18 protein-coding genes are annotated in these 21247 nt (G+C 38.1%); 17 read left to right on the forward strand and 1 reads right to left on the reverse strand.

Translation table 11 applies throughout. The features are described from left to right. Positions 1-88: 88 nt before the first annotated feature. The gene (locus AC00Y6_RS13085) at positions 89-3436 is read right to left on the reverse strand and encodes a methylmalonyl-CoA mutase family protein (RefSeq protein WP_474491053.1); all 3348 of its coding nucleotides are present in this window, start codon (positions 3434-3436) and stop codon (positions 89-91) included. 174 nt (positions 3437-3610) lie between these two features. Here AC00Y6_RS13085 and AC00Y6_RS13090 point away from each other — a divergent pair, with 174 nt between their 5' ends. The 17 genes from AC00Y6_RS13090 (at position 3611) to AC00Y6_RS13170 (ending at position 20929) form a co-directional block, all read left to right on the forward strand. After that, a complete protein-coding gene (locus tag AC00Y6_RS13090; protein ID WP_474491054.1) occupies positions 3611-5692 on the forward strand; it encodes an alpha-ketoacid dehydrogenase subunit alpha/beta in 2082 nt (693 codons plus the stop codon). Between the two features lies 1 nt (position 5693). Beyond that, positions 5694-6293: a TetR/AcrR family transcriptional regulator gene (locus AC00Y6_RS13095; RefSeq protein ID WP_474491055.1), complete on the forward strand. Its 600-nt coding sequence runs from the start codon at positions 5694-5696 to the stop codon at positions 6291-6293. A gap of 47 nt (positions 6294-6340) precedes the next feature. Further along, positions 6341-7423, forward strand: coding sequence for a 1,2-phenylacetyl-CoA epoxidase subunit PaaE (paaE, locus tag AC00Y6_RS13100; RefSeq protein ID WP_474491056.1), 1083 nt, complete (start codon positions 6341-6343; stop codon positions 7421-7423). Between the two features lie 20 nt (positions 7424-7443). Further along, positions 7444-8403, forward strand: coding sequence for a 1,2-phenylacetyl-CoA epoxidase subunit PaaA (gene paaA, locus AC00Y6_RS13105; RefSeq protein ID WP_474491057.1), 960 nt, complete (start codon positions 7444-7446; stop codon positions 8401-8403). A gap of 1 nt (position 8404) precedes the next feature. Continuing rightward, positions 8405-8692, forward strand: coding sequence for a 1,2-phenylacetyl-CoA epoxidase subunit PaaB (gene paaB, locus AC00Y6_RS13110; protein WP_474491058.1), 288 nt, complete (start codon positions 8405-8407; stop codon positions 8690-8692). 128 nt (positions 8693-8820) lie between these two features. Then, positions 8821-9585 carry a 1,2-phenylacetyl-CoA epoxidase subunit PaaC gene (gene paaC / locus AC00Y6_RS13115; protein WP_474491059.1) on the forward strand — a complete coding sequence of 255 codons (765 nt, stop codon included), beginning with the start codon at positions 8821-8823 and terminating at the stop codon, positions 9583-9585. Between the two features lie 45 nt (positions 9586-9630). Further along, entirely contained in the window at positions 9631-10395 is a 765-nt protein-coding gene (locus AC00Y6_RS13120) for a hypothetical protein (RefSeq protein WP_474491060.1), read from the forward strand. Between the two features lie 85 nt (positions 10396-10480). After that, complete coding sequence (gene paaD / locus AC00Y6_RS13125) at positions 10481-10966, forward strand: 1,2-phenylacetyl-CoA epoxidase subunit PaaD (RefSeq protein WP_474491061.1); 486 nt, start codon at positions 10481-10483, stop codon at positions 10964-10966. 70 nt (positions 10967-11036) lie between these two features. After that, positions 11037-12197: a 3-hydroxyacyl-CoA dehydrogenase NAD-binding domain-containing protein gene (locus AC00Y6_RS13130; RefSeq protein WP_474491062.1), complete on the forward strand. Its 1161-nt coding sequence runs from the start codon at positions 11037-11039 to the stop codon at positions 12195-12197. Positions 12198-12279: 82 nt separating this feature from the next. Then, entirely contained in the window at positions 12280-12660 is a 381-nt protein-coding gene (locus tag AC00Y6_RS13135) for a GxxExxY protein (protein ID WP_474491063.1), read from the forward strand. Between the two features lie 74 nt (positions 12661-12734). Next, complete coding sequence (pcaF, locus tag AC00Y6_RS13140; RefSeq protein ID WP_474491064.1) at positions 12735-13940, forward strand: 3-oxoadipyl-CoA thiolase; 1206 nt, start codon at positions 12735-12737, stop codon at positions 13938-13940. 92 nt (positions 13941-14032) lie between these two features. Further along, positions 14033-16078 carry a phenylacetic acid degradation bifunctional protein PaaZ gene (paaZ, locus tag AC00Y6_RS13145; RefSeq protein WP_474491065.1) on the forward strand — a complete coding sequence of 682 codons (2046 nt, stop codon included), beginning with the start codon at positions 14033-14035 and terminating at the stop codon, positions 16076-16078. 87 nt (positions 16079-16165) lie between these two features. Next, entirely contained in the window at positions 16166-16921 is a 756-nt protein-coding gene (locus AC00Y6_RS13150; RefSeq protein ID WP_474491066.1) for an enoyl-CoA hydratase/isomerase family protein, read from the forward strand. 209 nt (positions 16922-17130) lie between these two features. Further along, positions 17131-17382 carry a type B 50S ribosomal protein L31 gene (locus AC00Y6_RS13155; RefSeq protein ID WP_474491067.1) on the forward strand — a complete coding sequence of 84 codons (252 nt, stop codon included), beginning with the start codon at positions 17131-17133 and terminating at the stop codon, positions 17380-17382. 96 nt (positions 17383-17478) lie between these two features. Then, entirely contained in the window at positions 17479-18639 is a 1161-nt protein-coding gene (locus AC00Y6_RS13160) for a GlmU family protein (protein ID WP_474491068.1), read from the forward strand. Between the two features lie 185 nt (positions 18640-18824). Beyond that, positions 18825-20477, forward strand: coding sequence for an Ig-like domain-containing domain (locus AC00Y6_RS13165; protein ID WP_474491069.1), 1653 nt, complete (start codon positions 18825-18827; stop codon positions 20475-20477). Then, entirely contained in the window at positions 20474-20929 is a 456-nt protein-coding gene (locus AC00Y6_RS13170) for a heme-binding domain-containing protein (RefSeq protein WP_474491070.1), read from the forward strand. The genes AC00Y6_RS13165 and AC00Y6_RS13170 overlap by 4 nt, the downstream gene beginning before the upstream one ends. Positions 20930-21247: the final 318 nt, after the last annotated feature.

Genomic DNA, 21247 nt, shown 5'->3' on the forward strand with positions numbered 1-21247 from the left:
AATTAAGTAAAAAACCTCAAAGAAAATTCCTTGAGGTTTTAATTTATAATTAGCATTAACGGCGAATAATTTATTGATTGGCTATAAACTACATATTTCTTCTATATTTTCCGCCCACTTCAAACAGAGCATTGGTAATCTGACCAAGCGAACAATATTTCACGGCATCCATCATCACTTCAAATAAGTTTTGCTGATTGATAGCAGCATGTTGAAGATTTTTTATAGCATCTTCAGATTTTGCTTCATTGGCTTTATGAAAATTTTCCAAATTATGAATTTGTTGCTGCTTTTCTTCTTCCGTAGAACGGATGACTTCTCCCGGAAGCACCGTTGGTGAGCCGTCTTTTCCGAGAAAAGTATTGACTCCGATGATTGGGTATTCGCCGGTATGTTTCAGCCATTCATAATGCATCGATTCTTCCTGGATTTTTGAACGTTGGTACATCGTTTCCATAGCACCCAAAACGCCACCTCTTTCCGTAATTCTGTCGAATTCTGCATAAACGGCTTCTTCCACCAAATCCGTCAATTCTTCAATAATGAAGGAACCTTGAAGCGGATTTTCGTTTTTCGCCAATCCTAATTCTTTATTGATAATCAACTGAATCGCCATTGCTCTTCTCACGGATTGCTCAGTCGGAGTGGTAATCGCTTCGTCATAAGCATTGGTATGCAATGAGTTACAGTTGTCATAGATTGCGTAAAGTGCTTGTAACGTTGTTCTAATATCGTTGAAATCAATTTCCTGAGCGTGAAGTGATCGTCCCGAAGTTTGAATATGATATTTCAACATCTGGCTTCTTTCGTCGGCGCCGTATTTCAGTTTCATCGCTTTAGCCCAAATTCTTCTTGCCACACGCCCGATTACTGAATATTCAGGGTCGATTCCGTTGGAGAAGAAGAACGATAAGTTGGGTGCAAAATCATTGATGTCCATTCCTCTTGACAAATAATATTCCACATACGTGAAACCGTTTGCCAACGTAAATGCCAACTGTGAAACCGGATTGGCGCCCGCTTCCGCAATGTGATACCCGGAAATGGAAACCGAGTAGAAGTTTCTTACTTTTTCTTTGATGAAGTATTCCTGAACGTCACCCATTAATCTCAAAGCAAATTCAGTGGAGAAAATACAGGTATTCTGAGCCTGGTCCTCTTTTAAGATATCAGCCTGAACAGTTCCACGAACAGTCGCGATGGTTTTAGCTTTAATTTCAGCATAAACATCGGCAGGAATCACTTCATCACCTGTAATCCCTAATAATTTTAAGCCTAAACCATTGTTGGAAGGGGGCAATTCTCCGTTATATTTTGGTCTAGCCAAGCCTTTATCGTCGAATTTCGCTTTTAAAACTTCCTCAACCTTAGACTCAAGCTTATTCTCAGCAATGTATTTTTCCACATTCTGATCGATGGCCGCATTCATAAAGAAAGCCAACAGCATCGGCGCAGGGCCGTTGATCGTCATTGAAACAGAAGTTAATGCATTGACCAAGTCAAATCCAGAATATAGTTTTTTAGCATCATCCAAAGTGGCGATTGAAACTCCTGCATTTCCGATCTTACCGTAAATATCCGGTGGTATAGCAGGATCTTGCCCGTAGAGTGTTACTGAATCGAAAGCTGTTGATAAACGTTTCGCAGGCATTTCAGCAGAAACATAGTGAAATCTTCTGTTGGTTCTTTCGGGACCTCCTTCTCCGGCGAACATTCTCGTTGGGTCTTCTCCGGTTCTTTTGAAAGGGTAAATTCCGGCTGTAAAAGGAAATCCTCCCGGCAGATTTTCCTGACCTTTCCATTTGATCAAATCTCCCCAATCATTGTACTTTGGGAATGCTATTTTTGGAATTCTTAGATGGGATAAAGATTCTGTTGAAGTCTCCACTTTAATTTCTGTTCCTCTTACAAAGTATGAATAAAACTCTTCGTGGAAATCTTTTTTTGTATCATCCCAGGTTTTTAGGAAGTCAATGTTTTCTTGTTGAAGTTCTTTTTCGGCTTTTTGATATTCAGCATCTAAAGTTTCATTGGAAATGATGTTTTTAACGCCGTCAATATGATACATTTTTCTCGCCAGTTCAGCCTGTTTCTCGATGTTTTCATCATATATTCTGTTATTTTCAACAATTTCAGAAAGGTACCGAACTCTTTTTGGGGGGATAATCGTTACTTCATCTGTGATTTCATGCTCTACAAATCCTTTTAGATTTAAATCAGTAAATTTATCGTTGATTTTAGAAACCAATCTATTATACAGTTCCGTTGTTCCGTGGTCGTTGAATTGGGATGCTTTTGTGGCATAAACCGGCATTTCGTCCAATGGTTGTTCCCACAATAAATGGTTTCTCTGAAACTGTTTTCTAACGGCTTGAAGTGCATCCAAAGCGCCACGTTTATCTGATTTATTTAAAGCCACCAAATCTGCATAATCTAGCATATCGATTTTTTCCAATTGTGTGGAAGCGCCATATTCAGGTGTCATTACATACATGGAAACATCGGCAAAATCCGAAACTTCCGAACCGGATTGTCCAATCCCTGAAGTTTCCAAAATAATTACATCAGGATGCGCCAATTTCAAAACATTCAAAGCGGAATGAATGAAAGGAGAAACCGAAACGTTGTTCTCTCTCGTCGCCATCGAACGCATATAAACCCTCGGGTCATTAATTGCATTCATACGGATTCTGTCGCCCAAAAGTGCGCCTCCGGTTTTCTTTTTTGAAGGGTCAATTGAAATGATAGCAATTTTTTTATCTGGATTTGAACGTAAAAAACGTCTTACCAATTCGTCCGTTAAGGAAGATTTTCCTGCTCCGCCCGTTCCCGTGATACCGATGATGGGGATATTTAAACCTTTTGATTTTTCGTCAATCGCTTTTACCAATTCAGGTTTTTCTTCTGAGAAGTTTTCAACCGCTGAGATGACTTTAGCAATACTTGTTGGGTTTTCAAAGCTGATGTCGTCTAGATCATCTGGGTTAACCTCTTTTCCTGTTGCAAAATCAGATCTTTTTACCAAATCATCGATCATTCCCTGCAAACCCAACTCACGGCCGTCATCGGGAGAATAAATGCGGTCGATGCCGTAATCCATCAAATCTTTGATTTCTTCCGGCAGGATTACACCGCCGCCGCCGCCGAAAATTTTGATTTGTGGCGAGTTTTTCTCTCTTAGAAGATCGTAGATATATTTAAAATATTCGTTATGACCACCTTGATAAGATGTTAAGGCAATCGCGTTGGCATCTTCCTGAATGGCTGTGTTCACAACTTCCTCTGCCGATTTGTCGTGACCAAGGTGAATGACTTCACATCCCGTTCCTTGGATCACACGACGCATGATATTGATGGCCGCGTCGTGACCATCGAACAACGATGCAGCGGTAACGATTCTTACTTTATTTTTAGGCGTATATTTTGAGGTTTCCATTTCTTGAAATCGATTGTTTCCAAAGATAATATTTTTTAGAAAACAGCAAATTTCAGAAATCAATCACAAAAACTAACTAACATTTGTTAGTTTAATAAAAAAGTGTATTTTTGAATCAATCACATTCAAATTGTTAAAGCGTAAAATAATAGTTTGAATGTCAAATGTTTAAATATGCAAATCACAGAAGAACATTTTTTAAACAAAGAATTGAGTCTAACTGATTTACTCAAATCGGCTTATCGTCTGATGTTTACCGCAAAAACAATGACCGATTTGTTTGAGCAGGAAAAAAAGATAACCTCGAAATACGTTCATGCCACTTCCCGCGGACACGAAGCCATTCAGTTGGCGTTGGGAATGCAGTTATTGCCACAAGATTTTGTGAGCCCTTATTATAGAGATGATTCAATTCTTTTGGGCGTTGGATTAACGCCTTATGAATTGATGCTCCAGCTTTTAGCAAAAAAGGATGACCCATTCTCTGGCGGAAGGACTTATTACGCACATCCAAGTTTAAGAAGAGAGGATTTCCCAAAAATGATTCATCAGAGTTCCGGAACAGGGATGCAAGCCATCCCCACAACTGGAATTGCAATGGGGATGAAATACAAGGAGGAAATCGGGATTGTTGAAAATCTTGAGCAAAAACCAATTGCCGTTTGTTCACTCGGTGATGCAAGCTGTACCGAAGGTGAAGTTTCCGAAGCTTTCCAAATGGCAGCCTTGAAACAATTGCCGATTCTTTACCTTGTTCAGGACAACGAATGGGATATCTCTGCCAACGTAGACGAAATCCGTGCTCAGGATATTACAAAATATATGCAGGGTTTCAACGGTATCGAAACAAGAACCATTGACGGAACGGATTTTATCAAATCTTACGAAACCGTAAAAGAATGCATCAAAATCATCCGTGAAGAAAGACGACCAATGCTGATTCACGCGAAAGTTCCACTATTAAATCATCATACTTCCGGAGTTAGAAAAGAATGGTATCGGGATGATTTGGAAGAATGTCAAAAACAAGACCCATTAATCAAATTAAGAAATGAACTTTCAGAATTCAGCATAGATGATTCCGAAGTTGAATTAATTGAAAAAGAAGTTCAGAATTTGGTAAGAAAGGACTTTGAAAATGCGCTTTTAGCGGAAGATCCAAAACCTGAAGATACTTACAAATACGATTTTGCACCAACACCAATTACGGAAGAAAAAGGCGAACGTTCCCCAAGCGGAAAAACTCCAACTGTAATGGTAGATTGTGCATTATTCGCCATCAGAGAATTGATGCAAAAACATCCGGAAGCTTTATTGTATGGACAAGATGTTGGATTGAGATTGGGGGGCGTTTTTCGTGAAGCCATTACTTTGGCAGCTCAATTTGGAGAGAAAAGAGTTTTCAATACGCCAATTCAGGAAGCATTTATAGTAGGCTCAACGGTTGGAATGAGTGCAGTGGGACTGAAACCTATTGTCGAAGTTCAATTCGCAGATTATATTTGGCCAGGTTTGAACCAGTTATTTACCGAAGTTTCCAGAAGTTATTATTTGTCTAATGGAAAGTGGCCGGTGTCAATGATTCTCAGAGTACCAATTGGCGCTTACGGAAGTGGCGGACCTTACCATTCAAGTTCTGTGGAAAGCGTTTTGTGTAATATAAAAGGAATCAAAATCGCTTATCCTTCAACAGGTGCAGATTTGAAAGGTTTGATGAAAGCCGCCTTCTATGACCCTAATCCTGTTGTAATGCTGGAACACAAAGGATTATATTGGTCAAAAATCGAAGGAACCGAAGCGGCGAAAACTATTGAACCAGATGAGGATTACATCATTCCGTTGGGGAAAGCAAGAGAAGTTTTGCTTTGTGATAATCAAAATGATAAACCAACTTTAACAATCATTACTTATGGAATGGGCGTTTATTGGGCTTCGAGTGCCGCAAAAGAATTTGATAATCAAATCGAAATCATCGATTTAAGAACACTTGCACCTCTGGATGAAAACCGAGTTTTTGAAAGTGTGAAAAAGCATAATAGATGCATTGTTTTGACAGAAGAACCAGTCAATAATAGCTTTGCACAAAGTCTAGCTGCGAGAATTAGTGAAAATTGTTTCAAACATCTGGATGCGCCGGTAAAGGTAGTTGGCGCAAAGAATCTTCCTGCAATTCCTATCAATTCCGAATTGGAGAAAGAGGTTTTACCCAACACAGAAAAATTACTTAAAGAAATAGAAAAGTTGTTGAAATATTAAAATGATGGAAGAAAATATTCTTAACCCGAAAATCAAAATCAATAAAAAGGAATTGATTTTGGAAGAAGCTGCAAAGCTTTTCAAAGAGAAAGGTTTCAGCGGAACCAGTATGCGAGACTTGGCTGAAAAAGTAGGAATGGAAGCCGCAAGTATGTACAATCATATCAAATCCAAAGACGAAATTCTGGAATTGATTTGTTTCAAAATTGCCAATCAATATATTTCGCAATTGCAGGAAATCGAAAACACCAATCAAAGTTTTCAGGATAAACTGAGAGCAATTATTGGACTTCACGTTCAGCTGATTATAGAAGATTCAGCGTCTGTTTCTGTAGCGAATAACGATTGGAAATATCTTTCTGAAGAGAAGAAAAATCAATACAAGCAAATCCGAAAGTCCTACGAAAAAAGCTTTGCCAACATCATAGAACAAGGAATGGAAAGTGGAGAATTCAAAAAAATGAACGTTTCTGTGGCATTATTCACAATGTTATCTTCAATCCGATGGATAGAATTATGGTACAAACCAAGCCGAGAAATCACACCGCAGGAATTGGAAGAAGATTTGAAAACTTTGTTGATGCAGGGTTTAAATAATTAGAATTAAAAGTCATTGTACTTTTTAAATTATACATTTTGCAAATAAGAATGTCAACAACATTTCACCCTTTAATCGTCAAAAAAGTCAAGAAAGAAACTCAAGATTGCGTTTCCGTGAGTTTTGATGTTCCAGCAGAATTATCTGAACAATTCAAATTCATACAAGGACAATATTTGACATTTCGACAAATGAATGGCGAACAAGAGCTTCGTCGTTCTTATTCGATTTGTGCAAGTCCGTGCGAAGGCGAATTAAAAGTCGCTGTGAAAAAAGTTCCTGAAGGTTTGTTCTCTTCTTTTATGAATGAAAACTTGAAGGAAGGCTACGTTCTGGAAGTAATGCCTCCAATGGGAAAATTCTACACAGAACTCAATCCCGAAAACAAAAAAACTTACGTCGCTTTTGCTGCAGGAAGTGGAATCACACCGATTATTTCGATTATTAAATCTGTTTTGAAAAATGAACCGCAAAGTCAGTTTGTTCTGATTTATGGAAACAAAAATAAAGGAACAATTATTTTCAAAGAAGAAATCGAAGCCTTGAAAAACCGTTTTATGGAGCGATTGAGCATTTATCACATTCTCAGTCGCGAAGTTGCAGATGCAGATTTGTTCAGCGGAAGAATCAATTCCGAAAAAGCAGAATCTTTTATTAGGAATATTATTCCGGCAGAAAAAATAGATGAGGTTTTCCTCTGCGGACCAGAAGAAATGATTCTAAGCGTGAGAGATACTTTAATCCAATCAGGTGTTGAGGCAAAGAAAATTCATTTCGAATTATTCTTCAGCGCGGCCTCTGCGGAAAAGAAAAAGGAGCACGATCAGGCAATTAATAAATCCGATGATGATTTTAGCAAAGTCACTGTGAAATTGGATGCAACAGCTTTGACGCTAGATTTAGCTTATCACGGACCAACGATTTTGGACGCCGCTTTACAAAACGGAGCCGATTTGCCGTACGCTTGCAAAGGCGGCGTTTGTGCGACGTGCAAATGCAAATTAGAAAAAGGTGAAGTAGAAATGGACATCAATTATTCCCTCGAAACTGACGAGATTGCAGCAGGATTTATTTTGTCGTGTCAAGCACATCCGCGGTCGGAGGAAGTGGTTGTGAATTTTGATATAAAATAATTCTGTTAAACAAAGATATTATGGAAACAACAGAAATCAATTTAGAAGAACATTTTCAGAATAAAATAGACAGCGAAATCCGTATCGAGCCAAAAGACTGGATGCCTGATGCGTACAGAAAAACCTTGGTTCGCCAGATTTCCCAGCACGCCCATTCCGAGATTGTCGGGATGTTGCCGGAAGCGAATTGGATTACTCGTGCCCCAACTTTAAACCGAAAGAAAATCCTATTGGCAAAAGTTCAGGACGAAGCCGGACACGGACTTTATCTCTATTGTGCTGCCGAAACTTTGGGTGTTACAAGAGATGAAACGATTAATGATTTACATTCCGGAAAAGCCAAATATTCCAGTATTTTCAACTATCCAACTTTGACTTGGGCAGATATGGGCGCAATCGGCTGGTTGGTAGACGGTGCTGCAATTCTGAATCAGGTTCCGCTTTGCAGAGCGTCTTACGGACCTTATGCCAGAGCGATGGTTAGGATTTGCAAGGAAGAAAGTTTCCACCAAAGACAAGGTTACGAGCTGATGATGAAACTCACGCAAGGTTCGCCGGAGCAGAAAGCGATGGCTCAGGATGCCTTCAACCGTTGGTGGTGGCCGACTTTGATGATGTTCGGACCCAAAGATGCCGAATCCGGAAACACAGAACTCTCAATGAAATGGCGCATCAAACGCTTCACCAATGACGAGCTGAGACAGCGTTTCGTAGATGTTTCCATTCCTCAGGCAGAATATCTGGGCTTGACGATTCCCGACCCGGATTTGAAATTCAATGAAGTAACCGGACATTACGAATTCGGAGAAATCGATTGGGACGAATTTTGGAAAGTGGTCAAAGGAAACGGAGCTTGTAACAAAGAAAGAATCGAAACCCGCAAAAAAGCCTTCGATGAAGGCGCTTGGGTAAGAGAAGCGGCAACCGCTTATCACGAGAAAAGAAAATTAAGAGAAGAACAAAATAGAAAAACAGTCTAAAATGCAAAATACAGAGTGGCCGCTTTGGGAGGTTTTTATCAGGAGCAGACAAGGTTTGGATCACAAGCACGTGGGCAGTCTCCACGCTGCCGATGCAGAAATGGCAATCCAAAATGCACGCGATGTGTATACCAGAAGGATGGAAGGTGTCAGCATTTGGGTCGTAGAATCCAAGCATATCCACGCCACCAATCCCGATGATTTCGAAGCATTTTACGAACCTTCGGAAGACAAAGTTTACCGCCATCCCACGTTTTATCACGTTCCGGAGGAAGTGAAAAATATGTAATATGATTTTTAGGGCAGCTTAATCCGCCTTCCGCTCCCAATCTTTTTATTTTTTAGCAAAAAAACAAAAAGGATTTTCGCTCAAGTCGGGCTGCTGTAATTCAACGTTTAAAAAGAGCGTTATTTAAAATGGAAAACAATCAAAATAACTGGCTAAATAATATTCTGCATCTTGCAGACACCAGCCTGATTCTCGGTCAGCGTCTTTGCGAATGGTGTGGCAAAGGACCAGTCTTGGAGCAGGATATTGCGATGTCCAACATCGCTTTGGATTTGTTGGGAGAATCTTCCAACTATTATCAATACGCTGCCGAAATTCAGGATGAAGGGAAGACCGAAGATGATTTAGCTTTTCTTAGAAACGAGCGCGAGTTCAGGAATTTACTTCTAGTTGAAAGAGAAAACGGGCATTTCGGAGATACGATGGCGAGACAATTTTTCTTTGATGTGTATCATCATTTATTATTAAGCGAATTGAAGAATCATCCCGATTTGAAACTCGCTTCCATTGCCGAAAAATCTTTGAAAGAAGTGACCTATCATCTGAAATGGAGCAGCGAATGGATGATTCGTTTAGGAGACGGAACGGAAGAAAGTCACAACAAAATTCAAAAATCAGTTGAAAGTATTATTGACTTTACAGACGAGATGTTCATTCCAACCAACTGGGAATTAGAATTAATTGAACAAAACATCATTCCAGATATAAGAACTTTCCGAGCAAAATGGGAAACAAAAGTTCTGGAAATCCTGAATGAAGCAACTTTGTCTGTTGATTTCTCAAAATCGAGACAATTAACCGGCGGGAAAGACGGAAAACATACCGAGAAAATGGGTTATATCTTAGCAGAAATGCAAATGATGCAACGTACCTATCCTAATGTGGAATGGTAAACTGTAAGCTAAGTCTTGACGAATCAGAGAAAAACAAATTCAAAAATGAAAAATATATTTCGCTTGGTCATTTTTTCTTTATTGATTTTTTCTTGTACCAAAAAAGTCCTGAGACCTAAATTAACAGGTGTCATCATTGATGAAAAGGGCGCTCCTGTAGACAGCTGTAACGTTGGGGAAACAATGACAGATAGACACGGCAGATTCGAATTGCCAGAAATAACGGAGATGGGATTTGTCACGCTCTTTGGCAGAAATCCTATTTTCATCCGTGAAGATATTATAAAACGTGGTTATGAAAAACGATTTCTAACTGCTAAAAGTGGTCGCGGTGGTGTCTCGGAAGGAAGCGCCTGGGATATGGATACGATTGTTTTACGAAAGATCAATAAAGATTTTGCATCCATCAAATTAAAAGACCTGTGGCTGGCTGGGATGACAAAAAATAATGATACTGTTTTTTTAACCAAAAAAGATAAGAAGTATGATGAAGGAGAAATTGATGTGATTGCGTCCAATTGCGATACGTATTCGAGAGGTTACTATTTCGGACTGGACAATCTTCCTAAAAATGTTTTTGAAAGGCATATAGAATTGGATTTAAGAACAGACATTCTGAAAGTTAAAAGAGTATTGATTTATGGGAATACTGCAACAAGTGAAAAAACAAAGTACGACACCATTTACACCCAGGGTCAATGGAAACAAAAAGATAAAACAATTTTTCTTCACTCGACTCTATCGGAAATAAATGGAAATTACAACGTCGTTGATTTCAATCACAACTCTATAAAATTGGTCAAGCAATAATTTTTAAAATGAGTAAACAGGCGAATTTTCCTACAGGTTTAAAAAATTTTTAATGTACGGAAAACAACGGATGATAAAGTAAAAAATGACAGTCACAGAAGAACATATCTGGCAAATCCTAAAGGAAGTTCCCGACCCGGAAGTTCCCGTTCTCAATCTTTTGGATTTGGGAATTATCCGCGATGTGAATCTTAATGAAGATGAAATAGAAATTGTAGTGACACCAACTTATTCTGGTTGCCCCGCCACATCTATGATTAATATGGCTATCAGAATGAAACTGATTGAAAAAGGTTTCAATAATATTAAATTGACCAATCGACTAAGTCCGGCTTGGACCACCGATTGGATGACGGAAGAAGGAAAACAAAAATTGAAAGCCTACGGCATCGCACCACCTGTCTATTCAAAAAGTAGTGACGAGCTATTCTCAAAAACAGATGAGGTCGAGTGTCCGCTTTGCAATTCAAAACACACGCGTTTGGTAAGCCAGTTTGGTTCTACAGCCTGCAAGGCACTGTATCAATGTGATGATTGCAAGGAGCCTTTTGATTATTTTAAATGTCATTAATCAGTTATTTAGTTAAAAACAAAATAGAAAAGTCATTATACTTTTTACATCATACATTTTACAATAAAAAATGAAAATAGGAATAGTCGGTAGTGGCGCAATGGGAAGCGGAATAGCACAGGTTTTGGCGACAGCCGGAAACGAGGTTTTGTTGTACGACAGCAATCCATTGGCTGTAGAAAAAGCCGGTCAAAACCTCGAAGCACAGTTTCAGAAATTGGCTGAGAAAGGCAAAATGACATTCGAAGAAGCTGAAACTTATTTCGATAATATTAGATTAAGCGATAAATTATCCGAATTAAAAGATTCCGAATTAATTATCGAAGCAATTGTTGAAGATTTAGGAATTAAGAAAGATTTGTTTCAAAAGCTGGAAAGTCTGGTTTCCGAAGATTGTATTTTGGCGACCAATACGTCATCATTATCCATTGCATCCATTGCATCTGCTTGTCAGAAACCGGAACGAGTGATTGGAATTCATTTCTTTAATCCGGCACCTTTGATGGCTTTGGTAGAGATTATTCCTGCAGTTCAGACAGACAAGGATTTGATTTCGAAAACGAAAGTCTTAGTAGAAAGTTGGAAAAAATTACCGGTTATTGCAAAAGATACACCTGGTTTTATTGTGAATCGCGTTGCAAGACCATTTTATGGAGAAGCAATCCGAATTTTGGAAGAAGGAATTGCAGACTGTGCAACCATTGATTTTGCAATGACGAGTTTGGGCGGATTCAGAATGGGACCATTTCAATTAATGGATTTCATCGGTCACGATGTCAATTATAGAGTGACAGAAAGTGTTTTCAAAGAATTCTTTTATGACCCGAAATTCAAACCGTCATTCACACAAAAAAGATTATTTGAAGCCGGGTATTTCGGAAAGAAATCAGGAAGAGGTTTTTATGATTACTCTGAAACAGCTGAGCAAATAAAGCCAAATGAAAATCAGGAATTATTAGAATCGATTTTCAAAAGAATTTTAGTAATGCTGATGAACGAAGCTGCAGATGCTAATTTTCTTGGAATTGCTTCCGCAGAAGACATCGATTTGGCAATGACAAAAGGTGTCAATTATCCAAAAGGATTATTAAAATGGGCAGATGAATTTGGTTTGGATAATCTTGAAAAAGAATTGGACCAACTTTATGAATACTATCACGAAGATCGTTACAGATGCAGTCCGGTTATTAGAAATTACATCATACAAAATAAAACTTTCTATAAAAATTAAACGCAAAGGCGGAAAATTTGAACTTTATTTTTTCTGCTTGTAAGTCGCAAATTTTGAAATCGAATTAAACATAAAACACAAAATGATGAACGAAAACGATTTATCAAAAATTGTTGTTGATTTAGGATTTAATATATACAAGAAACTTGGAGCCGGAATGTTTGAAAATGTATATGAACAATGTCTTTATCACGATATTAAAAAGTCAGGTCTTCACGTTGAACGACAAAAATATTTACCAATTATCTATGACGATTTAAAAATTGAAAATGCATATAGAATAGATTTATTAGTAGAAAACAAGTTAATTATTGAAATCAAAACAGTTGATGTATTGAATGATGTTCACAAAGCTCAAATTCTCACCTATTTGAAAATGACAGGTTGTAAACTTGGGTTACTTATGAATTTCAGAACTGATTTCTATAAAGATAGCGTGAAACGAATCGTAAATAATTTATAAATACCAGGATAGATATTTGCGACTTATAAGCATAATAATTAAAAAAATATGACCGCCTTTGCGATAAATTGACTATGAACCAAGTATATATAATAGACGGTATCCGGACGCCGATTGGAAAACTGAAAGGGAGTTTATCTTCGGTTCGTCCTGATGATATGGCGGCTTTTGTCATCAAAAAACTATTGGAAAGAAATCCGAATATCGACCAGAGTAAAATCTACGATGTTGTTTTAGGTTGTGCGAATCAGGCTGGCGAAGACAACCGAAACATAGCGAGAATGTCGGCTTTGTTGTCTGGTTTGGATTATCACGTTCCTGGTGAAACAGTTAATAGACTTTGCGCTTCCGGATTATCGGCAGCGATTAATGCAGCAAGAGCAATTCAAGTTGGTGATGCGGATTTGATGATTTCCGGAGGTGTAGAAAATATGACACGTGGACCTTTGGTGATTTCAAAATCCGAAAATTCTTTTGGTGGCGATGCTAAAATCTATGATACGACTTTCGGCTGGCGTTTCATCAATCCCAAAATGAAAGAAATGTACGGTGTGGATGCCATGGGTGAAACAGCAGAAAACTTGGCTGAACGAGATAATATTTCCAGAGAAGACCAAGATTTGTTTGCTTTTAATTCTCAGCAAAAAGCCAAAGTTGCACACGAAAACGGAAGATTGTCTCAAGAAATTGTCGGTGTTAATATTCCTCAGAGAAAAGGTGTCGATTTGATTTTCGACAAAGATGAGTTTCCTAAGAATGATACAACTTTGGAAGGTTTGTCAAATTTGAGAACAGCATTTAAAAAAGACGGAACCATCACCGCAGGAAATGCTTCCGGATTAAATGACGGCGCTGCAGTTAATTTATTAGCTTCGGAAAATGCGATTAACGAATTTGGATTGACTCCAAAAGCAAGAATTGTTTCGAGTGCTGTAGTCGGTGTTGAACCCAAATTTATGGGAATTGGGCCGGTAAAAGCAGCAGAATTGGCATTGCAAAAAGCTGGATTGACATTTAATGATATTGATGTTATTGAACTGAATGAAGCATTTGCTGCACAAAGTTTAGCGTGCATCAGAGCTTGGAATTTAGCCGATGACGATTCCAGAATCAATCCAAATGGTGGTGCGATTGCACTTGGACATCCACTCGGAATGAGTGGCGCAAGAATCCTGAATTCCGCAATGTATGAACTGCAACATCAGAATAAAAAATATGCGCTGGCAACAATGTGTGTCGGTTTGGGACAAGGTTTTGCGGTGATTATTGCGAAAGTTTAATTAGTTGTAAAAAGTAGAATGTACAAAGTAAAAAGTACATTTAACACTGCATTCTACTTTGTACATTTTACATAATACTTAATACAGAAAAAATGCAACTAGAAAATTACGCCCTCGGCAGATGGATAAAAGGAGAAGGGGAAGGGCAGGCTTTATATAATTCTATCAATGGAGAATTGGTGGCAACGGCAACGTCCAAAGGTTTGGATTTTGGCGAAATGATGGATTATGCCAGAAAAGTCGGAGGTCCAGCTTTGAGAAAAATGACTTTCCAAGAAAGAGGTTTAATGCTGAAGAAACTCGCTTTTCATTTGATGGAAAAGAAAGATATCTTCTACAAAGTCAGTTGGGCAACTGGTGCAACCAAAGCAGATTCTTGGGTGGACATCGAAGGCGGAATCGGCAATTTATTTTCGAATGCATCATTGAGAAGACAATTTCCGGACTTACCTTATTATATAGATGGCGAATCTGTGAAGCTTTCGAAGGAAGGAACATTCATCGGTCATCATATTTGCACACCAAAACGAGGTGTTGCAATTCATATCAATGCATTTAATTTTCCAGTTTGGGGAATGTTGGAAAAAATTGCAGTCAATCTTTTGGCTGGTGTTCCGGCGATTGTAAAACCTGCAACAGCAACGAGTTTTTTGACCGAAGTTGTTGTTAAGGAAATCATCGCTTCACAAATTTTACCGGAAGGAAGCTTACAATTGATTTGTGGTTCAGCCAACGGAATTCTAGACAATGTGACAATGGAAGATGTTGTGACATTCACTGGCTCGGCTTCCACAGGAAAAATGCTGAAAGCTCATCCGAAAATTATTGAAGAATCTGTTCCTTTCAATTTGGAAGCAGACTCATTAAATGCAATGGTTTTGGGAGAAGATGCAAAACCTGGAACAGCTGAATTTGATTTGTTCATCAAAGAAGCAACACGCGAAATGACAACCAAAGCCGGACAAAAATGTACGGCGGTCAGACGATTGCTAGTTCCTGCAAATTTGGTTGAGGATGTTCAGATTGCTCTTGGGCAAAGACTTTCGGGAGTTATCATTGGCGACCCAAATGTAGAGGGCGTGAGAATGGGCGCTTTGGCTAATAAAGACCAAGTGAAAGAAGTTTCTGAGAAAGTTCAGGACTTATCCAAAACTCAGGAAATCGTTTTCGGAAATCTGGACAATTTTGAAGTGAAAGGAGCAGATAAAGATAAAGGCGCATTCATTTCTCCGATTTTATTCCTTAATTCTGATCCGTTTAAATATACAGATTGCCATAACATCGAAGCTTTTGGACCGGTGAGTACAATCATTCCTTATAATAATTTGGATGAAGCAATTGAATTAGCAAGAATGGGAAAAGGTTCGCTTTGTTGTTCGGTTGTGACGGCTGATGATGATTTTGCAAGAGATTTTGTTATCGGGGCAGCGTCGATGCACGGACGAATTCTGATTCTCAATTCCGATTGTGCTAAAGAAAGCACAGGTCACGGTTCGCCTTTGCCAATGCTGATTCACGGCGGTCCCGGAAGAGCAGGTGGTGGTGAAGAAATGGGAGGAAAACGTGGTGTTCTTCATTATATGCAACGCACGGCGATTCAGGGTTCACCAACTACTTTAACACATATTACGCAGCAATATCAATACGGAGGAAAACAATGGGAAGATAATATTCATCCATTCAGAAAACATTTTGAAGAGTTGAAAATCGGCGAAACTTATGTTACCGCAAAACATACCGTAACAGAAGCAGATATTACTAATTTTGCCAATGTTTCAGGAGATAATTTTTATGCGCATATGGATGCAACATCTTTGGAAGGAACAATTTTCGAAGGCAGAGTGGCGCACGGATATTTCATTTTGAGTAAAGCAGCGGGATTATTTGTTGATGCGAGAAAAGGTCCTGTTTTACTGAATTATGGTTTGGACGAATGTCGTTTTGTAAAACCTGTTTATCCAGGAATGACGATTGGTGTGAAATTGACCTGTAAAGAAAAAATCAATCAGGAAAAACGTGATGAAGAAGACATTGCCAAAGGAATTGTTCGCTGGTTAGTTGATGTTTATGACGAAACGGGAGAGACTGTTGCAATTTCGACAATTCTGACAATGGTCAAAAAACTGAATCAAGAGTAAACTTAAGAAACAAGAGAAAATAATAAAGATAAAAGATTGCAACTTGACGTTTTAAATCTTTTATTCATTCAATTATAATATTAATAAATGGAAGCATACGTAAAATCAACAATGCAAAACGGAATCGGAACTATCGAGTTTTTTCATCCTCAAAGCAATTCGATGCCGAGTTCACAACTTAAAAATCTGGTAGAAGAAATTAATAATCTCAGTCAAAATGATGAGGTCAAAGTGATTATTCTGAAAAGCGGCGGCGAAAAAGCCTTTTGTGCAGGTGCGTCTTTTAACGAATTGATTTCGATTAAAGATTTCGAAACGGGGAAAACATTCTTTTCCGGTTTTGCGAATGTAATCAACGCGATGCGGAAATCTCCAAAACTGATTATAGCAAGAATCCACGGGAAAGCTGTTGGCGGTGGTGTTGGGATTGCCTGTGCTGCTGATTATACATTTGCGACAGAAAATGCTTGGGTTAAACTAAGTGAACTGGCTGTTGGGATTGGTCCGTTCGTTATTGGCCCTGTTGTAGAAAAAAAAATCGGAACGTCATCTTTTGCACAATTAGCAATTAATGCAACCGAATTTTACTCGGCAGAATGGGCAAGAGAAAAAAACATGTACCAGGATGTTTATGAAACGCCCGAAGAGATGGATGCAGAAATTAACCTGCTGGCGGAGAAATTGGCCAAATCTAATCCAGAGGCAATGTTTAAGTTAAAAGAAATCTTCTGGAAAGGCACAGATAATTGGGATCAACTTTTGACAGAACGTGCTGCTGTAAGTGGGCAACTGGTTCTATCAGAATTTACGGTTAATGCCATCAATCAGTTTAAGAAGAAGTAATTGTCAATAAAAATTTGCAGAATAAAAAATTATTATTATTTTTGCAGACCAAAACCAGAGCCGAGTGGATCCATTACGTCCGAAGCTCAATTTTTAATAATTATTTAAAAAAATGAAACCGAAAGGTTGCATTTGACAATTAAGAAACAATAAGTCAGAATGAAATCGAAAGATTCCATTTGTCAATAAAAAAATAAAAATAGTTCCAAATGAAACAAGGCATACACCCAGAAAATTATAGATTGGTAGTTTTCAAAGATATGAGTAACGACGAAGTTTTTCTTTGCAAATCTACTGCTGAAACAAAAGACACCATCCAGTACGAAGGAGCAGAATATCCTTTGATCAAAATGGAAATCTCTTCTACTTCTCACCCTTTCTACACAGGTAAAACTAAATTGGTTGACACTGCTGGTAGAGTTGACAAGTTTATGAACAAATACAAAAAATTCGCTAAATAATCTTAGCCAATTTTACAAATACCAAAGCCTTTCGGATTTCTGATAGGCTTTTTTTGTTATTTTTGCTCAACATACAACTTTAAACTCAAAGCCAAGATGCAACTTGTTTTTTCAGACGCACAATATTGGGAAGATTTTCTTCCGTTAACCTTTACAAAACCTGTCGCAGAGATGCGTATGGGAATCCTAACCTTTGCGGAACGGTGGAAAAAACTGCTTGGCATTGATGACGTTTTTTACATCACCGAGAATTATCTTCAGGATAAATTTAAAAAGCCGGAACCGAAACAAAGTCTGTTTATTGTTCCTAATTTTTTTCCTTCGGATGAGGTTTTACAACAGATAAAGGAGCTCCAGCCAGGTGAAGCGTTGGTTTACGAGAACGAAGTTTTGGTAGCTAATATCAATATGGACAATTTTTCGCTGAATCAGATTTCCAAAATGACTGACATCACAGAAAAATTGTTTTTTGTAGAGAAACCCACCGACATCTTTTCTTATAACGATAAAGCTATTGATTTTGATTTTAAACTGATAACTGCAGGCCGTGATTCTCAGGAATTGTCTTCTACCAATGGATTTCTAGGCGATCTGGAAAATCTTTTTATTGAAGAAGGCGCTGTTGTCGAGTTTTCGACCATCAATTGCAAAACGGGTAAAATCTATATTGGGAAAAATGCCGAAATTATGGAAGGTTGCAATATCCGCGGTTCATTGGCACTGTGTGAAGAGTCTAAAATTAACCTCGGAGCCAAAGTATACGGTGGCACTACGATTGGTCCGCATTCAAAAATTGGCGGTGAGGTCAATAATTTGGTAATTTTTGGTTATTCTAACAAAGGTCACGATGGTTTTGTGGGTAATTCTGTGATTGGCGAATGGTGCAATTTGGGCGCAGATACCAACTCATCCAACCTCAAAAATAATTATGCCTCTGTCAAACTTTGGAATTATAGAAAGAAAAGTTTTCTGGACACCGGGCTTCAGTTCTGCGGTCTGATAATGGGAGATCACGCCAAAACAGCCATCAATACTCAACTTAATACAGGAACGGTTGTCGGGGTGGCGGCCAATATTTTCAAATCGGGATTTCCGCCAAACCTTGTGGAGAATTTTTCCTGGGGCGGGATGAAAGGCGATATCAAATTCCGTCTGGACAAATCTTACGAAGTAGCAGAAAAGGCAATGGAGCGCAGAAAAGTACCGCTTACCGAAGAGGATAAGAATATTCTCAAACATATATATAATGAGTTCTAGCAAGGACTCATTTTTTTGGTAATTAAAATTTTCACTTGGGTAGTTTCTTTCTAGCTAAGATTAATTCATGTCGTCTGCGGTTAGGTTGTTATTTGTCTCCACATATTATCAAAGTTTGCTTAATTTTGTGGATTAAGATTTTAGGAATAATCTGAAATCTTGATTCTAAATATTTTTATTAAATAATGAAGCATTTTCTTCTTTGGCTTTTTGCATTGTCGGTTTTGGTAAGTTGTGCCAGGGTAGGATCTCCGGTTGGAGGGAAAAAGGATACTATTCCTCCAAAAATGATCGGATCCAATATAGATACCACTAGGATTAATGTCCCAAGAGATATTAAAGAACTCAGAATCGACTTTGATGAATATATTACATTGAAAGATGTCAGCAAAAACCTGATTATTTCGCCACCAATTAAGTATTCTAAGATTATCCCTTCTTCTACAGGGAACAAGTACCTGCAAATCCAATGGAAGGATACGTTGCAGGCCAACACTACTTATAATTTCAATTTTGGGAACTCGGTGGTAGATCTTAATGAAGGGAATGCTTTGCCGTATTTTAATTTTGCATTTTCTACAGGTTCTAAGATTGATGATCTTTACATCAGTGGATCAATAACTGATGCCCTTGGTAACGAGAAAAACTCAGAAGGGAAAGAAAAAAATCTGATTGTTGGCCTATATCAGGTAAAAGATACCATGGATTACCGCCAAAAGCCCTATTACATTACAAAGGCAGATCCCGATGGATATTTTGAACTTAATTATCTGACACCGGGCAAGTATAAAATTTTAGGGTTTGATGATGAAAATGGAAATTCTATCTATGATCCGGGAAAAGAGGGCATCGCATTTCAAAAAGATCCTATCACGTTAGAAAATAATGTTTCGGGGATTAAGCTAAGAACGTTCCCATCAAAAAAATTGGTCAAGTACAAAGACATGGCGGTTGCTCCTGGAGGGATTGCAATGTCCTTTGAGGGCAATCCAGATAAAGCTATTGTAAGAGTCGTGGGTGATAAGCCTGCTGATTACAAAGTTACACACAGGTCGAAGTCTGATTCTGTAAGGATTTGGTTTGATGCCACCAAAGAAAATATTGGAGTTAATGTAAGCGAAAACCTCAAGTTTTCCTATGACACCGGAACCAAACAAGACACGATGTCTGTCTTTTATAAAAAACCGGCAAAAGATGATATGACAGTTGCCAATCCATTTGGCAATAAACTGGCTCCACAATCCGACTTTAGATTTTCTTCTAATTATATCATTAATAAAATACAGCCGGAAAACTGGAAATTGGTTTCCGACAGTATTGCACAAAATTTCACTGCAAAAATTTCGGAATTGGATTCTACGCAAATTATTGTCAAGTCTGATTTTGTTCCGGGTAAAAAGTATCAGTTGACGGTTCCCAAGAATACGGTTTTGTCTTTTTATAACAGGCTTAGCGAAAGTGTCCGTTTCGATTTTGAAGCATTAAAAGCCGATGAGTTCGGAAGTTTTACCGCGCATCTTGTTAATGCACCCTCACAGAAATTCTGGATTCAGCTTCTTAATGATAAAAATGAGCCAGACTATCAACAATATGTCAACCAGACCGAGGTTAAATTTACCAATATCAAGCCTGGTGCTTACAAGTTGAGGATATTGGTAGATAATAATGAAAACGGATATTGGGACACTGCTGATTTTGCAACCGAAACCATGTCCGAAGATGCATACCTCTTTAAAAAAGCAGGCGATAAAGATATAATGACGAAAATTAATATCCGGCCAATGTGGGAGATTAATGAAAATTGGGATTTAACCAAAGAAGAACAACCAGTCAATTGAAAAAAGTAGTTTTTTGGATCGGCGCAGCTTTTGTGGCCATCCAACTTATACCGGTAGACAGGGAAAATAAGCCTGTGGATGCTAAAGACAATTTTGTAGATATTTACAAAACACCGCAGAATATCCGAGTAATCCTGAAGAATGCATGCTATGACTGCCATTCCAACGAAACTAAATATCCAAAATACGCCTATGTTGCACCAATCTCTTGGACACTCAAAGATCATATTAATGAGGGGCGAGAACATCTTAATTTTTCGGAATGGGGGAGTTATAATAAAGAACTGAAACAAAATGCCATAGAGAAAAGTATTCTTACGGTGGGTAATTTACAAATGCCACTAAGTTCTTATATTAATTATCACCCCGAAGCCAATCTTACAACGAAGCAAAGAACTAATCTCAAAAATTATTTTTCAAGTTTAGGTTTGACTAATTCTAAAATAGATTAAGCCGATATAGCCTAATAAGTAAAATTTTCCTAGTCAGATTATTGTTAACAAGTTTGGCCTTATAAGAAAGGAACATGATTATATTCTAAAATAAATCCCTCTATCACTCAACTACTTATCATAATATTTTAAAATTAGTGATATAAAAGTTTGGTGCGGCGAAAAAATCACTTACTTTTGCACCCGCAAATCAGTTATGATAGGCAGCGCAGGAGGCGGTTAAATAATGAAGATTAGTAATTGAGAAGGTTGTAAAAACTTCGAAAAAAATTAATTATAAAAAGTTTGGCTGTTAAATAAAAAGCACTTACATTTGCA

The organism is Epilithonimonas sp., assembly GCF_056329745.1.